Raw genomic sequence first — 21734 nt, 5'->3', positions numbered from 1 at the left:
CGTACTGCTGTGGTTGATCGTGCTGGGCTACGCAATTTTTGTCGGCACGAAGATTATCGGCGGATACCGCGACGCCGCGCGCGGCGATACGCCCCTGTTTACCGACTTCACGCCCACTTACGCGGCGTCGATCATCGTGCGCGAACTGCCCGCCGAGTTCGTCTATATGCCACGCACAATGGCCGCTGCAGGCAAGGAGGCGGCACGGCGGATCTACGGCGAGCTCACGGAGCAGCAGGCAGGCGTGGTCGGCTTCGCGCCGTGGATGTATCCGCCGAGCTTCATTCTGCTGGTGCTCCCGCTCGCCTATCTGCCCTATCTGGTCGCGTGGGCGGGGTGGCTGGGCGTCACGGCCCTGCCCTACCTGCTGAGCCTGCGCCGCATCCTGCCCGAGCGCCTCGGCCTGCCGTTCGCGCTCGCAGCGCCGCCGGCCTTGTTCAACGTGATGTACGGCCAGACCGGTTTCCTCACCGCAGGGCTGATCGGCGCGGGCCTGCTGCTGCTCCGCAATCGTCCGCTCTGGGGAGGTCTCCTGATCGGCCTCGCCAGCGTGAAGCCGCATTTCGGCGTGCTGATTCCCTTCGCGCTGCTCGCCGGCGGACACTGGCGGGCCTTCGCCGCGGCGAGTACGAGCGTGCTGGGATTGGTCGCGCTCAGCGTGCTCGCACTCGGCGACGATCCGTGGTTCGCCTTCATCGGCACCAGCCTGTTCCACCTCGACGCCTTCACGGTCGGCGCCTTTGCGCTGCCGGCGATGGTCACGCCATGGTCCGCGGCGCGCCTCGCGGGGATGACGATCGATCAGGCCTGGGTGCTCCAGTGCCTCGTCAGCGCGCTGATGCTGGCGATCGTCACGTGGGTGTGGTGGCGCGGCCGGCGACACACGGGATCGCACGGCCTGCAGGCGGCCGTGCTGTGCCTCGCGACGCCGCTCGCGCTGCCGCTAGCCTTCCTCTACGACCTCGCGCTGATCGTGCCTGCCGCGGCCTGGCTGTGGGCCGACATGCGGAGCCGCGGCGCGGGGCGCGAAGAATACTGGCTGCTCGCCGGCGGGCTCGCGGCGCTGCTCGGGGCGAAGGAACTCGCCAGGTTGATGCCCGTCCAGATCGCGCCCTGGATTCTCGCGCTGCTGCTGGGCCTCGCCCTCTACCGCTTCCTCTCCGCGGTCGCGCGCGACGAAGCCACCGCGACCTGAGGCGACGCTGTGCAGCAGGAAACGCGGCAGCGTCCACGGACGGTAGCTCATGGTCGCGAAGATCGCGCATTCGAAGGAGCAGCGGCATTGCGTATCGCGGATGTAATCGGTAATGCGGCGGGCCTGCGGGCTCGCCAGGACCGCGCGCAGATCGTCGCCGTGCTCGGCCAGCCGGCCGATGACGAATCCGTCGTGGGACAAGGCATCCTGCGTGCGCACGCTACGGATCATCTCGCAAGGCAGCACCGCGCCGTCGCCACGGATCACCGTGAGTCGTCGACCGGCAAGGCAGCCGCCGCAGGGCCAGGGCGCGTCGGGCGACCGCACGATCGTGTACATCGCGCGGTCGAGCAGCGCGAACGCGCGCGACAAGCCCCTCGCGCCTCCGTTCGCGGCGGCGACCGCAGCCCCCAACTGAGCATAAGTCGCGTCGTCGGGACCGTGGACGGCCGGATCTGCAGGGGTGCCGCGCAGCCGGGTGAGCTCCACCTGATCCAGCGGAAATCGCCGCAGGCGCGCGAGAATCGCCGGGACTTCCGGGGCGTTCGCCGCGGTGGCAGCGACGCACGCATGCACGCGCAGTTGGGGCAGCCACGGGCCGGCCTCGCACAGCAGGCGCAGCGACTCTTCGACCCGAGCGAAGAGGCCGGGCACGCCGCGGAGGCGGTCATGCGCGTCGCCAACGCCGTCGACCGAAACAGTCACCATGACGCGCCCGAAGGGTGCGATGGCGGGGATGCGCGTGAGGAGGGCAGCGATCTTCTCGGGGTAGGAGCCATTCGTCGAGACGCTGAACGAGCGCACCCCGCTGCGGTAGTAGGCCGCGATGACCTCGGCGAGGTCGTCGCGCAGCAGGGGCTCGCCGCCGGTGAGGGACAGGTGGCCGACCGACCCGGTGCTTGCCGCGACGCGGCGGATGCGCGCGAGGTCGAGCTCGGCGTCTCGTCCGATCGCGTGCCGCTGCGGCATGTCGAAGCAGTGGCCGCACAGCGCGTTGCAGCGGTGGGTCAGGAACTGGATCAGGTAGCCCGGCGAACCGCGCGACAGCAGGCTGCGGAGGTAGGCGAGCACGACCGCGAGATCGATCGCCATGCTGCGCAGTCCGCGCGCCGTGATGTCCCGCAGCGCCAACAGGCCGCCGGCGACGATGGCGGCGCTGGCTGCGGCATGGAACGCAAGTCCCGTCGGCACGCCGGCCGCGCCATGCCTGCGCGCGAGCTCGCGCACCAGTGTGCGCGCCTGCCAGCCCGCCACGCCCAGCAGCAACAGGGCCGCGGCCATCAGCTCGGGGAACACGAGGCCGGCGGGTACGAGCAGCAAGCCGATCACCAGTGCCCCGCGCCCTATCCCTTCGCCCGCGCCCCCCATCATCGGATTGAAGCTGCGATAGCGCCGGATGAGCTGCAGGTAGTGGCGCGTGCGCGGGACGAGTTCGCGCACGTAATCGGAAAAGCCGGGCTGCCGGTGCTCGACGCGCAACTCGCCCGACAGCCACAGCCGGTAACCGGCCGCGGCCAGCCGGCATCCCAGGTCGGGGTCTTCGAGCGCGACACGGCGATTCTCGCTGAAGCCGCCCAGCTCGAGGAACACAGCGCGGCGGATCGCACACACCGAGCCGCCGAGGCAGCCGGGCGCGCTGCGATCGAGACTGCCGCGGCGCATGACGGTTTCGCACGCGTCGAGATAACGCGCGAAACGTCCGCCGCCCGGGTTGTCGTCGTGGTAGCAGCCCGAGATTGCGTCGTAACCGGGACGGCTAGCGATGAGGCCGACGCAGCGACGCAGGAAGTCGCGATCGCGGATGCGCGTGTCGGCATCGAGGAACACCAGCCACTCACCCTGTGCCGCGCGTGCGCCGGTGTTGCGCGCTGCCCCCGCCCCGGCGCAGCGCTCGTGGCGCAGCAAGCGCACCTTCGCGCGACAGGCGAGCAATCGTGCCGTCGCGTCAGTCGATCCGTCATCGACGACGATGAATTCGCAACCGCCCACGCCGTCGAGGCACTGCGCTTCGAGCGAGTCGAGCAGGCCGTCGATGGAGGCCGCGGCGTTGCGCGCGGGGATGACTACGGAGATCTTCATGCGCTTGACGTTTGCATGAAACGCGTCTGGATCCTGGGGGCGTGGGCTTGTATTCTACGCGCCCCGGCAGACGTGTCCGTCTCCGCGCGCACGTTCGTCGCTCACCCGTCGCAGCCATCGCCTAGCAACGAGTTCTCATGAAGATCGTCGTCGTCATTCCCACCTATAACGAACGCGGCAACATCGGGCGCCTGATCGTGGCGGTGCACGCCGCGCTTGCGGCACCGGAGCGGCGGGTGCGCGTTCTCGTGGTCGACGACGACTCCCCCGACGGCACCGCGGCCGAGGTCTTCGCCTGCGCCGCTTGCCTCCCCGGCGTGTCGTTGCTGAGCGGCCCACGCACGGGTCTCGGCGCGGCTTACGTGCGCGGCTTGAACCATGCGCTGGCGCATCACGCTCCCGACGTCGTGATCCAGATGGATGCCGATTTCTCCCACAACCCGTCCGATCTTCCACGACTGCTCGCGGCCATCGACGACGGCGCCGAGGTCGCCATCGGCAGCCGCTACCTGGGCGGGAACCGCACGCCGCATGACTGGGGCTGGCGGCGACGACTGCTGTCCCGGGCCGGCAATCTGGTCGCCCGCCACTGGCTGGGACTCGCGCCCGTGCATGACTGCACGGCCGGATTCCGGGCCTGGCGTGCCTCGGCACTGCGCGCTGCGCGCTTCACCGATGTGAGCGCCCAGGGATACGTCTTCATCGTCGCGATGCTGCAGAACGCGGCCCGCGCGGGAGCGGACATCCGCGAAGTTCCGGTGCATTTCCCGGATCGAAGGCTCGGCACATCGAAGCTCGGCACGCGCGAAATCGTCGAGTTCGCGCGCTGGGCACTGGCGCATGGCGCGCCAGCGATGCCGCGCACGGGCCTCGCGGAGCAGCAGGCGCGATGAACGCGATGCTGCTTCGCACCGGCCTCGCGCTGTGCCTGGTCCCGGGCCTGCTGTTCGGGCTGTCCCTGTTGCTGGAGCACCGCGCCTACCTGTGGGATGCCACGGTCTATCGCTGCGCCATCGAGGCGACTCTCGCGCACGGTGACCCGTACCGCTTCGTCGGTGACTGCACCGACTACTTCCTGCCGCACACCTACCCCTACGCCGGCACCCGACTGATGGCCGGACTGGCGTCCCTGGCCGGCACGACCGTGCTCGGGTACATCTACGTCCTCACGTATGCGGCGGGCTGCGCCCTGTTCCTGTACGTGGCCGGGCGTATCGGCGGATCGCCACAGGCCGTCGCCCTGCTCGTGCTGGCACCGGCCGCAGGCGTGTTCGTATCCGAGCTGGTGTCGGGAAACATGGGCGTTCCCTTCTATGGCGCGCTATCCTGGCTGATCTGGCGGGGGGCCGGAGGACGGCCGGTGGCAGCGCTGGGGGTGGCGATGGCGCCGTTCAAACCACTGTATGCCGCCTATCTGCTGCTACCGTTCTTCCAGCGGCGCGAGATGCTCCTCCCGCTCGCCGGCGCGATTGCCGTCGCCGCGTGGTACGGGGGCGATGCGCTGCTCTTCCCGACGCACTTTGCTGACTGGTTGCGCACCGCGGTGGATCATGCGAACGAGGTGCCGGGCTTCGGCTTCTCGATACTGGTGCGCAAGTCCGGCCTCGAATTGCAGAGCGGACTGTCGATCGTCGCGGCCTATGCCGTGTGGGCAGCGTTCGTCCTCGTCCTCACGCTGCGTGCTGTCGAACGCGCTCCGACCTCGATGTTGCGAGCTTTCGTGGCAGTCGCCGGCGTGGCACTGCTGCTGCCGCGCCTCAAGGAATACGACTGCCTCATGCTGATCCCGCTCGCCCTGGCGCTGTGGCCGACGCTGGACGCCCGCGAGCGCCGGGAATGGCTCGGATTGGTCGGCGGCTTCGCCATCGTGCTCCCTGCCGTGATCTGGTGGCTGCGCAAGCTCGCGCTCGTGGGGGGGGCCAGTCCCGCAACCTGGCGCAACCTGGTCGACATGCGCTGGTTGGTGCAGAACCAGGGCGCCTTCCTGTTCGCGGCGCTGCTTGCGGCGCTCGTCTGGCTTGCCTTCCGCTCGCGCGATGTCGCAAAGCCGGCATGACGGCACGGCTCACTTGACCATCGCGCTCGCGGCAACGCAGTGCGCGGTGCCTGCCGGCGCCCTGCATTACAATTCACCCTTCCTGCGGAACGGTACGACGGGCACCTGCGCAGCGCACCGGCCCGCCTCGTGCCCGGCAGCACCTTGCGACGCGACTCGTCCCGATCCACGCCCATGACCCTCGACCACGCCTTCCAGACCCTACGCCGTACGCTCGAAGGCGCTGTGCTTGGGCAGGCAGCCTTGGTCGAGCGTCTCCTCATCGCGCTCCTCGCAGACGGGCATCTCCTCATCGAAGGCCCCCCGGGCGTCGCCAAGACTCGCGCCGCTCACGCGCTGGCATCATTGATCGACGCCGACTTCCACCGCATCCAGTTCACGCCCGATCTGCTGCCCGCCGATCTCACCGGGACCGAGATCTTCCGGCCGCAGGACGGCGGCTTCCGCTTCGAACATGGCCCGCTGTTCCATCACCTGCTGCTCGCCGACGAGATCAACCGCGCGCCGGCCAAGGTGCAATCGGCGCTGCTCGAGGCGATGGGCGAACGCCAGGTCACGATAGGGCAGACGACCCATGCGTTGCCGAGCCTCTTCCTCGTCATCGCGACGCAGAACCCGATCGAGCACGAAGGGACCTACCCGCTTCCCGAGGCGCAACTCGACCGCTTCCTGATGCATGTGCGCGTCGGCTATCCGGAGGCGGCAACCGAACGGGACATCCTGCGCCTTGCCCGCGCCGAAGCGCAGGCCGGCATCGCGTCCTCCGTTACTCCGGCCCTGTCACCCGTCCTCACGCAGGAGCAGGTGTTCGCCGCGCGCCGCGCGGCGCTCGATCTGCACCTGAGTGCCGATCTCGAGGACTACATCGTGCGCCTCGTCGCGGCGACACGAACCCCCGGGCAGTACGGGGCCGACCTCGGAGGTGCCGTGCGTTTCGGCGCCAGCCCACGAGCCAGCATCGCGCTGGATCGCTGCGCCCGGGCACGTGCCTGGCTGCACGGACGCGACTACGTGTCGCCCGACGACATCCAGGCGTTGGCGCCGGACGTACTCCGCCACCGCATCCTCCCCGACTGGGAGGCGATGGCCGACGGCATGAACGCGGACACGCTTGCAGCGACGCTGCTCGCACGCGTTCCGGTACCCTGAGCGTGGTTCGCGTTACGCCATGAAGGCTGCACCCATAGCCCAGCCGACCGGCGCGGCCGGCGCCGTCGTCCCGGAACCACACGATCTGATCGCGCTGCGGGCCCAGGCCACCATGCTCCGCACGACAAGGAGCATCGGGAATGGCACCAGCGCCGGCATGCATCGCGGCCGCGAACTCGGGACGGGGCTCGATTTCGCCGAACTGCGCGCCTACCAGGCCGGCGACGACCCACGCAACATGGACTGGCGGCACACGGCACGGCGCGGACGCCCCTTCACGAAGCTCTTCCACGAGGAGCGCGAGCGACCGGTGCGCGTATTTGTCGATCTTGGTCCGACAATGCGCTTCGGCACACGCAGCTCGTTCAAATCGGTCGCCGCGGCGCGCTTGGCCGCGCTGCTCGCATGGACGGTGACGGACGCCGGTGACCGGATCGGCGGCGCCATCCACGATGGCTGCGCGCATCGGGAGCAGCCAGCCCGCGGACGCGAACACGGCGCACTCGGATTCATACACCAGCTCGTCGCGATCGGCGCGCACCCGCCCGCGGCCTCCGGCCCCGACGCCTTCACCGTAGCACTGCGCGCCTTCGCACGCCGCGTGCGCCCGGGGAGCCACGCGATCGTGGTATCCGATTTCCACCACCTCGATGTGGCGGGCGAGCACGCACTCGCGATGCTGCGCCGGGCGGCGGCCATCGCGCTGGTGCAACTCTTCGACAGCATCGAATCCATCCCGCCCCCTCCCGGCATCTACCGCATGTCCGCAGCAGACGGCGAACGCACGCTGGACCTGCGCTCCCCGGCCGCACGCGATGCATACGGCGCACCTTTCCGCGATCGCAGCGAACGGCTTGCCACACTGGCGCGACGTCTCGGCGCGCAGCACCTCACGCTCGCCACGCACGACGACCCGGTACGAACGCTCGCAGGGCTGTTCCGCCCCAGGGTCGCCGCATGATCACGGCCTCGATCGACCAGCTTCGCGACATCCACCTGCCCCCCACCCCGGGACTATGGCCACCGGCGCCCGGCTGGTGGATCCTCGGTGCGGCGGCACTCACCCTTGCGGTGTGGTTCGCACGGCATCGCCGACACGGACGACCGCTGCGCGCTGCCCTGAGCGAACTCGATGCCATCGCACGGATTCATGCGCGCACGCATGACGCGGTCGAACTCGCACGCTGCACCGGCGCGGTCCTGCGCCACTATGCGCAGTGGCGCTTTCCCCATGCACACCCTGCCGGCCTGGGCAGCAGCGCATGGCTTGAGTTCCTCGACGAATATGGCGGACAGGGCGAATTCGCCGCCGGCGCAGGCGCCGTGCTCGCCACCCTGCCCTATCGCCCCGCAAAAACCGCGACGGCCCTGACCGACGCCGAAGCCCGGGCACTGCTGTCACTTGCACGGCGCTGGTTGAAGGCCAACGCGCCCGGGAGCACCTCCGCCCAACCGCCCGATAGCGACACGGGTCCTCCCCCGACGATGCGCTCGCGTAATGATCGGAGATTGGCCCGGTGAGCTTTCTGTGGCCTTGGCTGCTCGCGCTCCTGCCTCTGCCGTGGCTGCTGCGCCGCTGGCTGCCCCCGGCGGGCACGGCGGCCGTGCTGCGCGTGCCATCGCTCGCCCCCTTCGCCGGGCCCGCGACATGCGGCCCCGCTGCACGCCCCCAAGGAAAGACGCTCCCGAGCCTCAACTTCATGCTCGCGACATTCATATGGGTACTGCTGGTGCTTTCCGCGGCGCGGCCGCTGGGTCCTGCCGCACTGCGGACGCTCCCGGTCAGCGGCCGCGAACTGATGCTCGCGCTGGACGTCTCCGCCAGCATGGGCACCGCTGACCTGCGCCTCGACGGGCCGCCCGCGACGCGCCTCGACGTGGCGCGCCGGATCGCGCAAGACTTCGTCACCCGCCGCGACGGCGACCGTGTCGGCCTGATCGTGTTCGGCAAACAAGCCTACCTGCATACGCCACTCACCTTCGACCTGAACGCCGTCCGCGACGCGCTCGCCGGCACCCCCATCGGGCTCGCGGGGCGCCAAACCGCGCTCGGGGACGCAATCGCCCTCGCCACCACCCGCCTGCGCGAGTTTCGCGGCAGCGAGCGCGTACTCGTCTTGCTCACCGATGGCGCAAACACCGCCGGTCATCTGTCCCCTGCCCAGGCCGGCTGGATCGCCCGGCGCGAGGGCTTGCGCATCCACGTGGTGGGCATCGGTACAGAGCCGGCGCAAGGCGATGGCGACGGAGCCGCCCCCTCTGCCGATCTCGACGAAGAAACACTGCGGGAACTCGCCAACCGGACTGGCGGCATCTACCGACGAGCCACCGATGGGCAGGCGCTGGCCGATTTCTACCGCCTCGTCGACCGCCTTGAGCCCGTCGCACTCGGACAAGTCGCCATGCGTCCCGTGCGCGAGCTCTACCCCTGGCCGCTCGCTGCCGCACTGCTCCTTGCGGCAACCCTCGGCTGGCGCACCCGGCTGGCACGCCCGGAGGCGGCGCGCGCATGAATTCCGCGAGCGACGTGGCGATCGGGCTGGCGGACTTCACCTTGCTGCGTCCATGGTGGCTGCTGGCACTGCTGCCCTGCTGGGCACTCGCATGGCTGCCCGCCCGCAAGCCCCGCGGTCCGTTCGGCAACTGGGCGGACGTGGTCGACGCCCCGTTGCTGCCGCATGTCGTTGTACCGGCACGCACCGCACGCGGCAGTGTGGTTCGCATGCTGTCTGCGCTCGGCCTCACACTCGCGATCATCGCGCTGGCCGGTCCTGCACTCCAGGGTCGTTCCGGCATTGCCCTGCGCAGCGACGCGATGCGCGTGCTGGTGGCAGACCTGTCCCCCGCCCTCGATGGCGCGCGCGACACCGCGCCGCTCGTCGAAGCCTTGCAGATCAAGCTGCTCGACCTCCTCTCCCGCATGCCCGCAGGCCAGACCGCGCTGATCGCGTACGCGGACGAGCCCTACCTCGTCGCCCCGCCGACGACCGACACCGCCACGCTGCGCATGTTCGTCACAGAACTGGCGCCGGACGTCTTACCCGTCGCCGGCGACCGCCCGGAGCGCGCGCTGCAGATGGCGGCACATTTGCTGGCGACAAGCGGTACCGCGACGCGCGACGTGCTCTGGCTCCACGCTGGCAGCGAGACTGCCGCACCCGCCGTGCAGACCGTCGCGGCATTGCGGGCCGAGGGCATACGGGTCTCCCTGCTGCGACTTTCCACCGACGGCATTACCCGGGGCGCCCTGCACGACGCCATCGTGGCGAGCGGCGGGCTCGATCTCGCCCGCCGCACGGACGACGGCGACGTCACCTCCCTCGTCGCTCATCTGGAGCCCACCTCGGCCTTGCGAGCCGGCGCGGCTGCGACGCGCGCAACACCGCGCGAACTCGGCCCTTGGCTGCTGGTAATGCTGCTGCCCTTGGCCGCCCTCGCCTTCCGCCGTGGCATCTTCGTCCTGCTCGCCACCGTCCTGCTGCTGCCCCCGCCCGCCGCGAACGCACGCGACTTTGCCGACTGGTGGCTGCGCCCGGACCAGCGCGCGATGGAGGCTCTGAACGGAGGATCTGCCGAGACGGCCGCACGTCAGTTCGCCGACGCGCGCTGGAAGGCCGTCGCGCACTACAGCGTCGGGAAGTATGCCGAGGCGGCCGCGCTGCTGGAGCCTTTCGACGATGCCGACTCGCTCTACAACCGCGGCAACGCCCTGGCGCGCCTGCAGCGCCTCGACGAGGCCCTCCAGGCCTATGACGCCGCCCTGCAACGACGCCCCGAGGACCCCGACATCCTCCACAATCGCGAGCTCGTGCGCGAACTGATGAAGCGCCCGCCGCCGTCAGGACAGGCTAACCCGCCGGCTCCGGGCAGGAACGTCCCCGCAGCCGCCTCACCACCGCCTCCGGCCCCAACCACCAACAGCGACACGCACGAACAGGAAGCCGAGCGCCTCGCCCAACAGTGGCTGCGCCGCGTCCCCGACGAACCCGCGGGACTGTTGCGCCGCAAGCTCGAACTCGAACACCGCCGCCGCCAGAGCGGCGAGGTCGCACTGCCATGGTGAGGTCCAGAGCAACCTCGAGGACATCCGCATCCGCGTTCGCGCGGCTTGCCCTCATCCTCACGCTCATTGCCGCCGCACCGGGCCCGACTCACGCCGCTGAAACGGGCGGCGCCCCCGCCGCAGACAAGACGCTGTGGATCGAGGCGGAACTGCAACCCGACACGCTCCACGTCCACGCGCAAGCGCGCTACACGCTACGCCTCTACCAGGCGGTCAGCGTGCGGGACCTCTCCTTCCACCCCCCCGAATCCGCGCTCGCCGAAATTCGTCCGGCGGGCGAAAGCGTCCGCGAACTAACGCGGGACGGCCAGCGCCTCCGCGTCACCGAACGACGTTACGCCATCTTCCCGTTTGCGAGCGGCAGTTTGCAGCTCTCGGGCGGCCATGTATCGCTGCGTACCGACGGCGGCTCCGCGTCCGAACGTCGAATCGAAGCGCCTGCCCTGACCCGCAACGTCCGCCCGGTGCCGACGGGCCTCCGTCCCGAGGAATGGTTGCCTGCCCGCACCGTGACCCTCAACGAATTCTGGCACCCCGACATGCCGCAACTACGCCCCGGCCAGCCGCTGCGCCGCAGGATCCGCGTCGAGGCCGTGGGGGTCGCTGCGGCACAGATTCCCCCGCTTCACATCGGCGCCGACGGATTCTCGATACATCCTGAACCCCCGCGGCTCGAAGAGCGCGAGGAAGACGGCTGGATCACCGGCATACGCGAACAGACCTGGCGGCTCGTTCCCAGACAGGGTGGCGATTTCAGGCTCCCCGCCCTGCAGGTGCAGTGGTGGGACCCCGTCGCCGGGCAGCCGCGCCAGGCCACGCTGCTGCCGCGCCCCATTGCCGTCATGGCTTCGCCCGGCGAGAGAGCCATTGCGACGGACGAGCCGGTGGTAGCTGCGGCTGCGGCCGCGCTCGCACCGGTACAACCAGCCCCGTCCGGCACAACTTCGCGACGAACGAAAGCGGTCGGCACCAGCGCCGCCCTTCTCGCGGCGATCGCTTTGCTGGCCGTCGGCGCCACTGTGATGCGCCGACGGGCCACTGCGACGCTCCGCCGCATTTCCCGCGCGTGCCGCGACAACGACCCGATCGCCGCCCGCGCGAACCTGCTGCAATGGTCCCGCCAAATCGGCGTCCCCGGCCAGGGTGGCCTGCTCACCCTCGCCCATCGCGTTGGCGGCACCGCCACCGGCCACGAACTCGCCGCCCTCGACCGCCACCTGTACGGCGAACAACATCAGCCTTGGAACGGCCAGCAACTTATCACTGCGCTGTGCAGCGAACACCACGAATTTCAGCCCTGGCGCCTTCGATGGACAACAGGGGGTGCGGCGAACGTGCTTCGCCCCCCGAAACGGTCGTGGAGGCCCCGACCAAGCAGATGACATTGAGCTTCCGGACTATGATGTAATCCGCCCGCTACCGCCGCCCCGGCTACACTTCGACTACCCTGAGCGGCGCAGAACCGACATCGAGATTTTACCCGAATGCCTACCCGAAACTCTGCAGCCCAACAAACGTCAAGCGTCTTGGGTACTGCTGGGCAGGAAAAACCGCGTCTTCTGGTCCTCACTTCCACCTTCCCGCGATGGAAGGATGACGCAGAGCCCCCTTTCGTATACGAACTGTGCCGCCGGCTTGCTGCGAGCTACGAAGTCTGGATCCTCGCGCCCCACGCCAAGGGGGCCGCGGTGCGCGAGCAATTCGACGGACTGAACATCGTCCGGTACCGCTATTTCCCCGAGCGGATGGAGAACATCGCCTACGAAGGCGGCATCACGGCAAAGCTTCGGAAAACCCCTGCCAACTATCTCGTCCTGCCCTTCTTCCTTCTGAGTCAATGGCGAGCCGTTCGCCAGCAACTCCGCCACCAGACATTCGCTGCGATCCATGCGCATTGGCTGATTCCCCAGGGGCTCGTTGCCATTGCATGCGCCGGCGCACGCACGCGTCCCCCGATCCTGTGCACCTCCCACGGGGGAGATCTCTTCGGCCTCAAGGGTGCCGCCGCCGAGTGGATCAAGCGGCTCGTCCTGCGGCATGCGCAACGCCACACCGTAGTAAGTCAGGCGATGAAGCGCGCCGAAATCGAGCTAGGTGCGGCGCCCGAGCGGATCGACGTCATCCCGATGGGCGTCGATCTGAGGGAAACCTTCGTTCCCGCACAGACAGCGCGAAACGGCACATCGCTGCTATTTGTCGGCCGTCTGGTGGAGAAAAAAGGCCTCGCGTACCTCCTCGAGGCACTGCCACCGCTGCTGCCGGACTTTCCCGACCTGACCCTCCAGATCGCCGGCGATGGCCCGGACAGGCCCGCACTTGAACAATTGGCCACGGCGCTCGGGATTGCGATGCATGTCCGGTTCCTCGGCCGCGCCAATAACGCCCAGCTCCCCGCCCTCTACCAGCAAGCCGGGATCGTGATTTTCCCCTCCATCGTGGCCCAAGGGGGTGACCAAGAAGGATTCGGGCTCGTCGCTGTCGAAGCGCTGGGGTGCGAGTGCGCCCTGGTGGCGACCGAACTACCGGCGATGAGGGATTTCCTCGAAGACGGCGTCAATGCGCTGATCGTGCCCCAGAAGGACACGCACAGCCTGACGACGGCCCTCAGGACCCTGCTCGACGATCCCGCACTGCGCGCGCGCCTCGGAAAAGCAGGCCGGCTTTCGGTTCTGAATCGCTTTGACTGGCCCGTTATTGCCGACGGCTACGCACGGATCGTCGACCAGCTCGCCGAACCACCGGCCCGAACAACGCCACGTGAACAGGCCACATCGGGGAAGCGGTAAACCGACCATGAGCGCTCCAACCTGCTCCATCTGCATCGCCAACTACAACGGCGAATCCCTGCTGGCCGACTGCATCGACTCCGTTCTCGCGCAAGACTGCGATTTCGCGTTCGAAATCCTCATCCACGACGATGCATCGACCGACGCATCGCTCGCCCTGCTGCGCGATCGCTACCCTCAGGTCGAGGTGATCGCGAGCAGCACCAACGTCGGCTTCTGCATTGCCAACAACCGCCTCGCCGACCGAGCCCGCGGCGACTACCTGCTGCTGCTCAACAACGACGCGGCCCTCGCCCCGGACGCCCTGTCCACCCTGTCCGCCCACGCCCGCCTCCAACAGCCCGAAGGCATCCTCACGCTGCCGCAATACGACTGGGAGACGAACGAGCTCGTCGACCGTGGCTGCCTCCTCGACCCCTTCTACAATCCCGTTCCCAACCTCGATCTCGACCGCCGCGACGTCGCGATGGTGATCGGGGCCTGCCTGTGGATTCCCCGCAGGCTTTGGCACGAACTCGGCGGTTTCCCAGAATGGTTCGAATCGATCGCCGAAGACATGTACCTTTGCTGCCGCGCGCGCCTCGCGGGCTATCCTGTGGAGGTGACCGCGACCAGCGCCTATCGCCACCGCCAGGGGAAGAGCTTTGGCGGCAATCGTGCAAATACGGGCCGGCTATCGACTACCTATCGCCGCCGGCGCCTGAGCGAGCGCAACAAGACTTTTGTGTTGACGATCTGTACGCCGAGCCCCTGGCTTTGGCCCGTGCTGACGTTGCATCTTGTCGCGCTCGCGATCGAGGGCGCCGCGCTTGTCATGTTGAAGAGCGATTCGCGTATCTGGCGGGAAGTGTATGCAACGCCCTTTCACAGCCTGTGGGAAGATTTCGACCGGCTCAAACGCCGGCGCAGCGCCGTTCAGGCTACCCGGCGAAGTAGCAGCATTTCCTATGGGAACGGCTTCACACTCGTGCCACGCAAACTGACGATGCTTCTCAAATACGGCATCCCGGCTTTGCGTTGATCCATGCAGAATGCGGGCCTCAGGCACCGAAGCGGCGCCGGAACCTCGCCAACCTGTCGCGCAGCGCGACGAACTGCTCGCGCGTAATGCAGAACAGTCCGCGATACCGCAGATATTCCGCCACCATGCTCCTGAACTCCGCCGGCGAAATCGCGAACCCCGGGTATTCGTGTCGAAGCGCGACGGCGGCATACGCGTTGCCGAAGGACGTGCTGCGCGCCTTTCTGCCCGTGAATATCCTGTACCGCGAGGTAACCTTCGGAACGAACCCGAAGTCGCATCTCGTAGAGTACTTGACCCACAAGGACCAGTCCTCGTAAAGATCCAGTCTCTCGTCAAACCCTCCCAGTTCCTCGAACAGGGAGCGTGCAAACAGCACCGACTGGATCGGAAGATAATTCTTGTACCAGAGAAGCACGCGCGAAAATTCCTGTCGGTATCTCACCGACACATGGCCATCGGTCCATCCGTCCGCGGTGGATTCGGCGGAAATCTCCTCCGCCAGCGCGTAGCACACGCACAATCCCCTAGTCACGGCGTGCGCGACCAGCACCTCGACGTGATCTGCATAAAGCTGATCGTCCTCATCCAGAAAACAGATGAAGTCGCCCTTGGCACGGGCGAGGCCGATATTTCCCGCCACCGACCGTCCCACGGCGCCACTGGTCCTGATGTAGACAATTTCGCGGCTAGACGACGCGCAAAACTCGTCGGTAACCTCCTTGCCCTGCCCGTCGCCATCGTCCACCACGACGACTTCGATGTTCCCATGGGTCTGGCCCCACGCCGTCTCGATCGCCTCCTTCAACATCCGCGGGCGATTCATGGTCCGGATCACGATCGAAACCTTCGGACTCGCTGCGATCCGTTCAATTACGTGTTGTCCACCGACGCGATGACGGCAGTACCGCCAATGATCGAATTTCGGCCTAACCTGCGCCTTCCGCAGACGTTCCGCCCTCATCGCCGTGCCGCGACTGGCGATGAGCGACAACACGCGCAGGACGGGGATCTTTCGTCCCTTGAACCGGAAGTACAGGCTTTCGGCCAACAACCAGAGCATCCCGCGCGCAGCGACGAGGGCCGAACCGTACTTCAGGCGCAGGAGAATGTTGTTCGCCCGGTCATACGCTTCCTGCAAGGGCTTCTGGCCGTGCGGCCCGACTACATCGTCATGGAACACTGCGCAGTCCGGCAGGTACTTGATCGACCGGCCGCGACTTCGCAAACGGAAAGAGAGGTCGACGTCCTCCCCGTACATGAACAGACGGCCGTCGAATCCTCCCGTCTCCCGAAATGCCCGTCGCGTCACGCAAAACGCTGCGCCAGAAAACCAGGGCGTGTCGCGCGAGACCGGGTCATATTCCTTCGGATGTTCGCAGGGCCGGTGGGCGAGTTCCAGAACCGCGACCGTCGGACCGGCGTTCTCCATGGCTCGGACGGCACGTATCATCGCCCCCTGGTCAATCCGTAGATCCTGATTGAGAACGAAATACCAATCCTCCTGGGTACGTTCGATAACGCTATTGACTGCCGCCCCGAAGCCGAGATTCTTACCGTCTCCTCCCATCACGACCAACCGATCCCCGTCGGCTCCATCGATCAAATCCCTCACCGACAAGGGCGAGTTATCCCAGATGAAGACCCGGAACGGATGCGGGAGAGGCTCCAGCGTGCGAAACAGGGAATGGACCAATTCATTCAGCGCTTCAACGTCAGGCTCATACGCGATGATCACGGCGCCGAGCGAAAACTTGCGCCCTCCGTTCACGTTCACGTCCTCCTCCCCCGACATCTCCACGTGCGCAGGCCTGCTCTCACTGATTTCCGACATCCGGCCGGGCGCGTCGGCGGAACTCATTCATTTTTCCTTTCGAGCCAAATAAGTCAGAAATTCGCGGCGCCACGGAACGATCATCTCGTAAGCCTCGACCAGCACATCTGACATCTTTGGCCGCCCCCTGCGCGAGGCGGTCAGCACATCGCCCCCCCGCTCGATCGCTTCACTCGCAGCGAATACCGAATACAGCACCAGACCCGGAAATTTCTGGGAGATGTGCGAAAAACCGGCCTTGTACAGAACGGAACACAAGGACGTCGCGTTAAACAGCACGAGATGCCGTGGGGGCTCCAAGCCGCGCCAGTTCGGGCCGTACAATCGGTGCCCTGCGCTGCTGAGGTTCGGCGTTTCCAACCACAGAATGCCTCCCGGCTTCAGCAGGCGGTGGATGCGGCCAAGCAGGTCGATCGGGTCGTGAATGTGCTCGATGACATGACTAAGGGTGATTACATCGTACCGTTCCCGCTCCCCGTCGAACAGTTCGATGCCGCCGAGACGAACCTGGAGGCCCGCAGAGCGGGCCGCATTGACGGCGCACTCGTCGAAATCCACGCCCTCCGCGTTCCAGCCCATTTCCCGCGCCATCGAAAGGAACTGGCCGTTGCCGCACCCCACATCCAGCAAAGCGCCGCCACCCGCGGGCGGCCGTGGCAGATGACGGCATTCCGCATCCGCTGCCGCGCGCAGGGGCACCAGCAGCGGAATCAACAGGCGCCCGAGCGGCTTCGCGGGTCGGCGCCGCAACCCGTAAACGCAATTCAGATAGCCATTCAGCCAGTCATGAAGCAAGGTCCTGATCGCGCCGATCCGCCGGACGGTCACTCCCCCCTGTGAGGAATGAGTATAGTAATTTGCATAAGCGAGACCGATCGTCGCCCTGTCAGGGCGCGGATCGAGATAGGCAGAGCCGCACCCTTTGCATTCATACATGCTCCAGCGACCAGGGGCGACACGAAAGATGCGGTCGGTCAGCCCCGTGTGCAGCAGCGAACGTTGCTCGCATCTGCACACGGGGCATCGCTCGACCTCCTCGCGGCCGGACGCGGGCCACTCGACGGGCAGGGATTGATCAGTCCAGGCGATGATCGACTCTCCCGCTCTCGACGCATGGCTTCTGACGGCCGAAGCGTCGCAACATTTCAGCGAGCAGAATTGCCATGACCACGGCAAGCAGCCAGCGCATTTCCGACGGAATATCCAGCAGGCACGCCGTCAACAGTCCAACGCCTCCGGCGACGTGCATTCCCGTTTCACGCAGGACCGCCCTGCAGGCCGGTTCGAGGCGTGCTGCCGTGACAAATAACAGGCCCGTATCCAGCACGATTCTCAGACACCACGCGACGGCAGCACCGACGATCCCGAACTGCGCAACCGCGAGCACAAGTAGCAGCACGTAAAAGGGCAATTCAAGGAGATGCAGTTTCGCAGTCACGTCGGAACGGCCCGACGACTGCAGCACAGCATATGGTATGTGCGCATAGCCATTCAGGAAGACGCCTAACAGAAGCCAACGCGCGACATCTTTGCCCTCACTGGCCATCGATGCGTTGAGCCACACTGTTAGCAATTCCTCGGCGAGCAGAACGGGAATCGCAACCAGCGGAAACCACAACAGGGTCATCGACATTGCTGCTCGGCGCACCAAGTCCGCACTACTCGTCCTTGCCCCCGATCGCTTTGCCAACTCCGGGAATGCGGCATTGATAGCGCCCATCGGAAGCGCCGCCAATCGCGATACGGCATCGAGCGGTACGGTGTACAAAGCCACGGCGGCCGGCGGAAGAACGCTTGCAAGATAGAATCGGTCGGCGAATACCATCACCGGGCCGACAATGCTCGATATGGTAAACCAGGCACCGAAACGCATTAACCTTCGCATCGCACCATCCGGCGTGCATTGTTTTCCGCCGCACCTCAAATGCGGGCGTGCTAGAAGCAACCAAGGAAGTAGCGCGACGATTCGTACTGCCGCCAAGGATGCCAGCGCAAGATCGAGACGCTGCGTAAGCACTGCGGTCACCGCAGGAAGCAGAAAGCTCGCGCTGCCGAGGAAGAGGCGCACGCAATTGACAACGGCAAAGCGCTGGAAACCCTCGAGACAGCCAACGAGACCTGTCGTCACCAATGCGGCCGGCAATGAAACAGCCACCCACCGGAGACCATCCACAGCCTCCCGGCCCACGAATTCCTCGAACTCGAAGACCCGCCCGACCAGCATCGGAGTGCCCACCCACAGCACTGCTGCCCAAAATACCCCTAGCGCCAGCAACATCCGAAGAGCCCTGCGGGCGAGTGTAGCCAGATCTGACGGAACAGCGCCGCGTCCATGCTCGCTCGCCACCAGCTGAGTCAACGCACGCCCCAACCCGAGATCGAAGACGCCCGCAAAGCCGATCAATCCGATCGCGAGTGTAAACACCCCGAGACGCGCGCCACCAAGACCAGTCAACAGCAGCGGGACCGCAACTATGCCCGCAATGGAAGGCACCGCTATGCCGGCCACATTCCAGGCGGCATTGCGCCCGACCGACGATCTCATCGCGGAATCAACTGCTTCAAGGGGAAACTCGCGATGACGACCCGCGAGGAAATCGTGCTCGCGGATTCACTCGTGCCCGATGAGCCGGTAACGGCGCCGGAAATCATTCGCTCCCCTCTCCGGGCGAGCGATACATCAACTGCGTGATCTGCTCCGACACCAACCCGATCAGGAAAGTCGTCACGGCAGATGTCAGCAGGAAGATCGTCGCCAGTGACAGCCGGCCATGAGCGGCAAACGTGTACGCATAGTAGCCGACGCCCAGCAAGACCTGCAGACCCACCACTGGTGCAAACAGCTTCAGCGGCGAATACAACGTCCCGATCTTGAAAATGATCAGCAGGAAGCGCGCCCCGTCCTTCAGAATCCGCACATGGCTCTTGCCGACCCGCTTCGCCGCCTTGATCGGGATGTACGCCACCGGATAACCCGCGCGGAAGAACGCCATCGTGCTCGTCGTCGGGTAGGAGAAACCATTCGGCAACAGGTGCAGGAATTCCCGAAACTGGTGGGCGCGCGCCGCACGCATCCCGGAGGTGAGATCCTCGATCCGCTGGCCGGTCATGTAGCTCGCCAGGCGATTGTAGAACCGGTTTGCCAGTCCGCGCCCAAGACTCGCCTGCGACGCGCCGTCACGTGCGCCGACCACCATGTCGAAACCCTCATCCAGTTTTCCCAGCAAGCGCGGAATATCGGCGGGATCATGCTGTCCATCCGCATCCATGAATAGGAGGATATCGCCCGTCGCCGCACGCGCTCCGCTCTTGATCGCCGCACCGTTTCCCATGCTGTAAGGGTGCGTGACCACCCTTGCGCCGGCGCGCTCCGCCTCCTCGCGCGTGGCGTCCGTCGAGCCGTCGTTGACCACGACAAGATCTGCATCGGGAAAATGATTCCTGATGCCTTCGACCACCCGCCTGATTACCGCCCCTTCATTCTTCGCGGGCAGGATGACACTGAGTCTGTTCATGAAATATCCGATCGAAACGGGCAGGGCCGCCGCCATTACCTCGTCATTGAAGCGACAATGATAGCGCCCCCCGACATCACAAGCACGATTCATGCTAATCCTCACGAATCGGGAACGATGCTTGCTTTTGACATTCGCCGCTTAAACTAACGCCGCGCCCGTCGAATCACCCCCTTTTGCGCCAACGCCGTGCCTCTACCGAAGACAGCCGAGTCGTCCCTGCTTCCCCGCGCGATTGTCGCCGTGCTGCTCATCGCCGTGACCCTTGCCGCCTATCACGGCATTGAGGCGAACAGCTTCCATTTCGACGACTGGCATAACATCCTCCTGAATCCGGCACTCCAGCTCGACGACTTCACCTTGGCCGGCCTGCTCGATGCAGCCCGGGGGGCTTCCCTCCCGCATCGCCCCATCGCCTCGATCACGTTTGCGATCGACTGGTGGCGCGGGGGAGGCGATCGCGCCGCACACTTTCTCGTCACGAACCTCGTACTGCACGGCGCGACCGGCATTGCCGTGTTTGCATTCCTGCTTCAAACGTTGGGTAAGGCCAACGCGGACCACGCACCGCTGCGGAGAATCATCGCGGCCGGGCTTGCCGCGGCGTGGTGGCTGGCGCAGCCGATCCATGTTCAGGCAGTGAGCTACGTGGTGCAGCGCATGACCGAACTAGCGGCCCTGTTCTCCGTGCTCAGCGTCTGGGCCTATGTGCAGGGACGCACCGCCCGGCGCGGACGCACGCCTTGGTGGGGGCTGTCCCTCCTGCCGCTCCTGTCCCTCATGCTCGGCGCGCTGTCCAAGCAGAATGCCTGGATCTCGCCCGCGCTCATGCTGATGGCCGAATTCCTCGTGCTTCGCCAGCACTCGGACCTCGTGCGCAGCCGGCTGGACAAAGGATTGCTGGCCTTGCCGGTCGCCCTCGGATTCCTTGGCCTTGCTGCCCTGCTCGTCGACGGCCCGTTCAGCGAATGGATCCTGCACGGCTACGCATGGAGGGACTTCACCCTCACTGAGCGCCTGCTCACCCAGCCCAAGGTGGTCCTGTTCCATTTCTCTCAGCTCATGTGGCCGCTCCCTGACCGCTTCTCGCTCGACCACGACATTGAAATCGTCCGCTCCGCAGCCTCCCCCCAGTTCTGGCTGCCCATGGGCGCCGTGCTCGCGTGGACATTAAGCGGCATCTGGCTGGCATTCCAGCGCAGTACCCGGCTGGCCGCCTTTTTCGTGCTCTGGGTGCCCGTCACGCTGCTGATCGAAAGCACGGTCGTTCCGCTCGAGCTTGTCTTCGAGCACCGCATGTACCTCCCCTCCGTCGGCGTTGCCGGCCTGATCGCATTCGGGCTCGCACGAACACCTGGCCGCACCTTCCTCCCCGCCTGTGCGGCGGTCGCGTTCGCCACCACCTTCGGCATCTGGTCGACCCAGCAGCGACTGCCGCACTGGCGCAGCGAGATCAGCCTGCTGGAAAACTCCACACGGCACGCCCCCAACTCCGTACGGGTCTGGAATGAGCTCGGCCTGAAGTACCTGGAACAGGGAAATCTCGAGCTCGCCAGACAGGCAATCGACCGCGCCAACCAGATCGAGCCCCGCTGGGGCGATGGCTACCCCTTCGTCAACCGCGGCGTCCTGCTCGAAGCGATGGGCCTGCGCGACCAGGCCCTCGCCGTGTACGAAGAGACGATTCGCCTGTTTCCGAATCAGGTCCTCGGGTACAACAACCGGGGCCTCGTGCACCTGCGGGCCGGCGAATTCGAACTCGCCGCAAGCGATTTCGACCGCGCGATCGAAACCGATCCCGAATACGCACCCGCCTGGACGAATCGGGGCACGACCAACTACCTGCGCGGTAAAGCGGCAGCTGCGCTTCCAGACTTTGAAAAGGCCGTCAGGCTCTCCCCGCGCGAGTCCATCGCCTGGCACTATCTTGCGAGAATTTACGCAACGCACGGACGCCAGGCCGACGCTGCAGCAGCCCGACTTCGCGCCTGCCGCCTGGGTGTTGCCAGGGACTGCACCGAGTAAGCGCCGACCAC

16 protein-coding genes and 1 pseudogene are annotated in these 21734 nt (G+C 66.4%); 12 read left to right on the top strand and 5 right to left on the bottom strand.

The window, feature by feature from the left end:
- The first annotated feature begins 19 nt into the window (after positions 1–19).
- Positions 20–1195: a glycosyltransferase family 87 protein gene (locus ToN1_RS24770; protein ID WP_244860781.1), complete on the top strand. Its 1176-nt coding sequence runs from the start codon at positions 20–22 to the stop codon at positions 1193–1195.
- Between the two features lie 657 nt (positions 1196–1852).
- Here ToN1_RS24770 and ToN1_RS24765 read toward each other — a convergent pair.
- Positions 1853–3274 (bottom strand): annotated as a pseudogene (locus ToN1_RS24765) (glycosyltransferase); the annotation flags it as partial.
- Between the two features lie 137 nt (positions 3275–3411).
- Between ToN1_RS24765 and ToN1_RS13890 the strand changes: the two are divergent.
- The 10 genes from ToN1_RS13890 (at position 3412) to ToN1_RS13845 (ending at position 14349) form a co-directional block, all read left to right on the top strand.
- Positions 3412–4167 carry a polyprenol monophosphomannose synthase gene (locus ToN1_RS13890; protein WP_169205871.1) on the top strand — a complete coding sequence of 252 codons (756 nt, stop codon included), beginning with the start codon at positions 3412–3414 and terminating at the stop codon, positions 4165–4167.
- The gene (locus ToN1_RS13885) at positions 4164–5330 is read left to right on the top strand and encodes a hypothetical protein (protein ID WP_169205872.1); all 1167 of its coding nucleotides are present in this window, start codon (positions 4164–4166) and stop codon (positions 5328–5330) included. Before ToN1_RS13890 ends, ToN1_RS13885 begins: the two co-directional genes overlap by 4 nt.
- Before the next feature lie 174 nt (positions 5331–5504).
- A complete protein-coding gene (locus ToN1_RS13880) occupies positions 5505–6479 on the top strand; it encodes an AAA family ATPase (protein ID WP_169205873.1) in 975 nt (324 codons plus the stop codon).
- Between the two features lie 19 nt (positions 6480–6498).
- Entirely contained in the window at positions 6499–7440 is a 942-nt protein-coding gene (locus ToN1_RS13875) for a DUF58 domain-containing protein (protein ID WP_169205874.1), read from the top strand.
- Positions 7437–8000 (top strand): DUF4381 domain-containing protein, encoded by a 564-nt coding sequence (locus ToN1_RS13870; RefSeq protein ID WP_169205875.1) that lies wholly within the window; start codon positions 7437–7439, stop codon positions 7998–8000. Before ToN1_RS13875 ends, ToN1_RS13870 begins: the two co-directional genes overlap by 4 nt.
- Positions 7997–8992, top strand: coding sequence for a VWA domain-containing protein (locus tag ToN1_RS13865; RefSeq protein ID WP_169205876.1), 996 nt, complete (start codon positions 7997–7999; stop codon positions 8990–8992). The genes ToN1_RS13870 and ToN1_RS13865 overlap by 4 nt, the downstream gene beginning before the upstream one ends.
- On the top strand, positions 8989–10542 hold the full coding sequence (locus ToN1_RS13860; RefSeq protein WP_169205877.1) for a tetratricopeptide repeat protein: 1554 nt from the start codon (positions 8989–8991) through the stop codon (positions 10540–10542). Before ToN1_RS13865 ends, ToN1_RS13860 begins: the two co-directional genes overlap by 4 nt.
- Positions 10536–11924: a BatD family protein gene (locus ToN1_RS13855; protein WP_169205878.1), complete on the top strand. Its 1389-nt coding sequence runs from the start codon at positions 10536–10538 to the stop codon at positions 11922–11924. Before ToN1_RS13860 ends, ToN1_RS13855 begins: the two co-directional genes overlap by 7 nt.
- Before the next feature lie 102 nt (positions 11925–12026).
- Positions 12027–13328, top strand: a complete 1302-nt coding sequence (locus ToN1_RS13850) for a glycosyltransferase family 4 protein (RefSeq protein WP_169205879.1) — start codon at positions 12027–12029, stop codon at positions 13326–13328.
- A 7-nt stretch (positions 13329–13335) separates the two neighbouring features.
- A complete protein-coding gene (locus ToN1_RS13845; RefSeq protein WP_169205880.1) occupies positions 13336–14349 on the top strand; it encodes a glycosyltransferase family 2 protein in 1014 nt (337 codons plus the stop codon).
- A 19-nt stretch (positions 14350–14368) separates the two neighbouring features.
- On the opposite strand, the gene ToN1_RS13840 is transcribed toward ToN1_RS13845, so the two are convergent.
- From ToN1_RS13840 to ToN1_RS13825, 4 genes are all read right to left on the bottom strand, one after another.
- Positions 14369–16210: a glycosyltransferase gene (locus ToN1_RS13840; protein ID WP_169205881.1), complete on the bottom strand. Its 1842-nt coding sequence runs from the start codon at positions 16208–16210 to the stop codon at positions 14369–14371.
- A complete protein-coding gene (locus ToN1_RS13835; protein ID WP_169205882.1) occupies positions 16211–17119 on the bottom strand; it encodes a class I SAM-dependent methyltransferase in 909 nt (302 codons plus the stop codon).
- Between the two features lie 139 nt (positions 17120–17258).
- Positions 17259–18728, bottom strand: a complete 1470-nt coding sequence (locus tag ToN1_RS13830; RefSeq protein ID WP_169205883.1) for a flippase — start codon at positions 18726–18728, stop codon at positions 17259–17261.
- 103 nt (positions 18729–18831) lie between these two features.
- Entirely contained in the window at positions 18832–19791 is a 960-nt protein-coding gene (locus tag ToN1_RS13825) for a glycosyltransferase family 2 protein (protein WP_244860780.1), read from the bottom strand.
- Positions 19792–19941: 150 nt separating this feature from the next.
- Here ToN1_RS13825 and ToN1_RS13820 point away from each other — a divergent pair, with 150 nt between their 5' ends.
- Positions 19942–21723 (top strand): tetratricopeptide repeat protein, encoded by a 1782-nt coding sequence (locus tag ToN1_RS13820; RefSeq protein WP_244860779.1) that lies wholly within the window; start codon positions 19942–19944, stop codon positions 21721–21723.
- The last annotated feature ends 11 nt before the right edge of the window (positions 21724–21734 follow it).

Origin of the sequence: Aromatoleum petrolei, assembly GCF_017894385.1 — a bacterium.
Lineage (GTDB): Bacteria > Pseudomonadota > Gammaproteobacteria > Burkholderiales > Rhodocyclaceae > Aromatoleum > Aromatoleum petrolei.
Note: the sequence above shows the minus strand (reverse complement) of the source record. Positions and strands in the feature narration are given on the sequence as shown.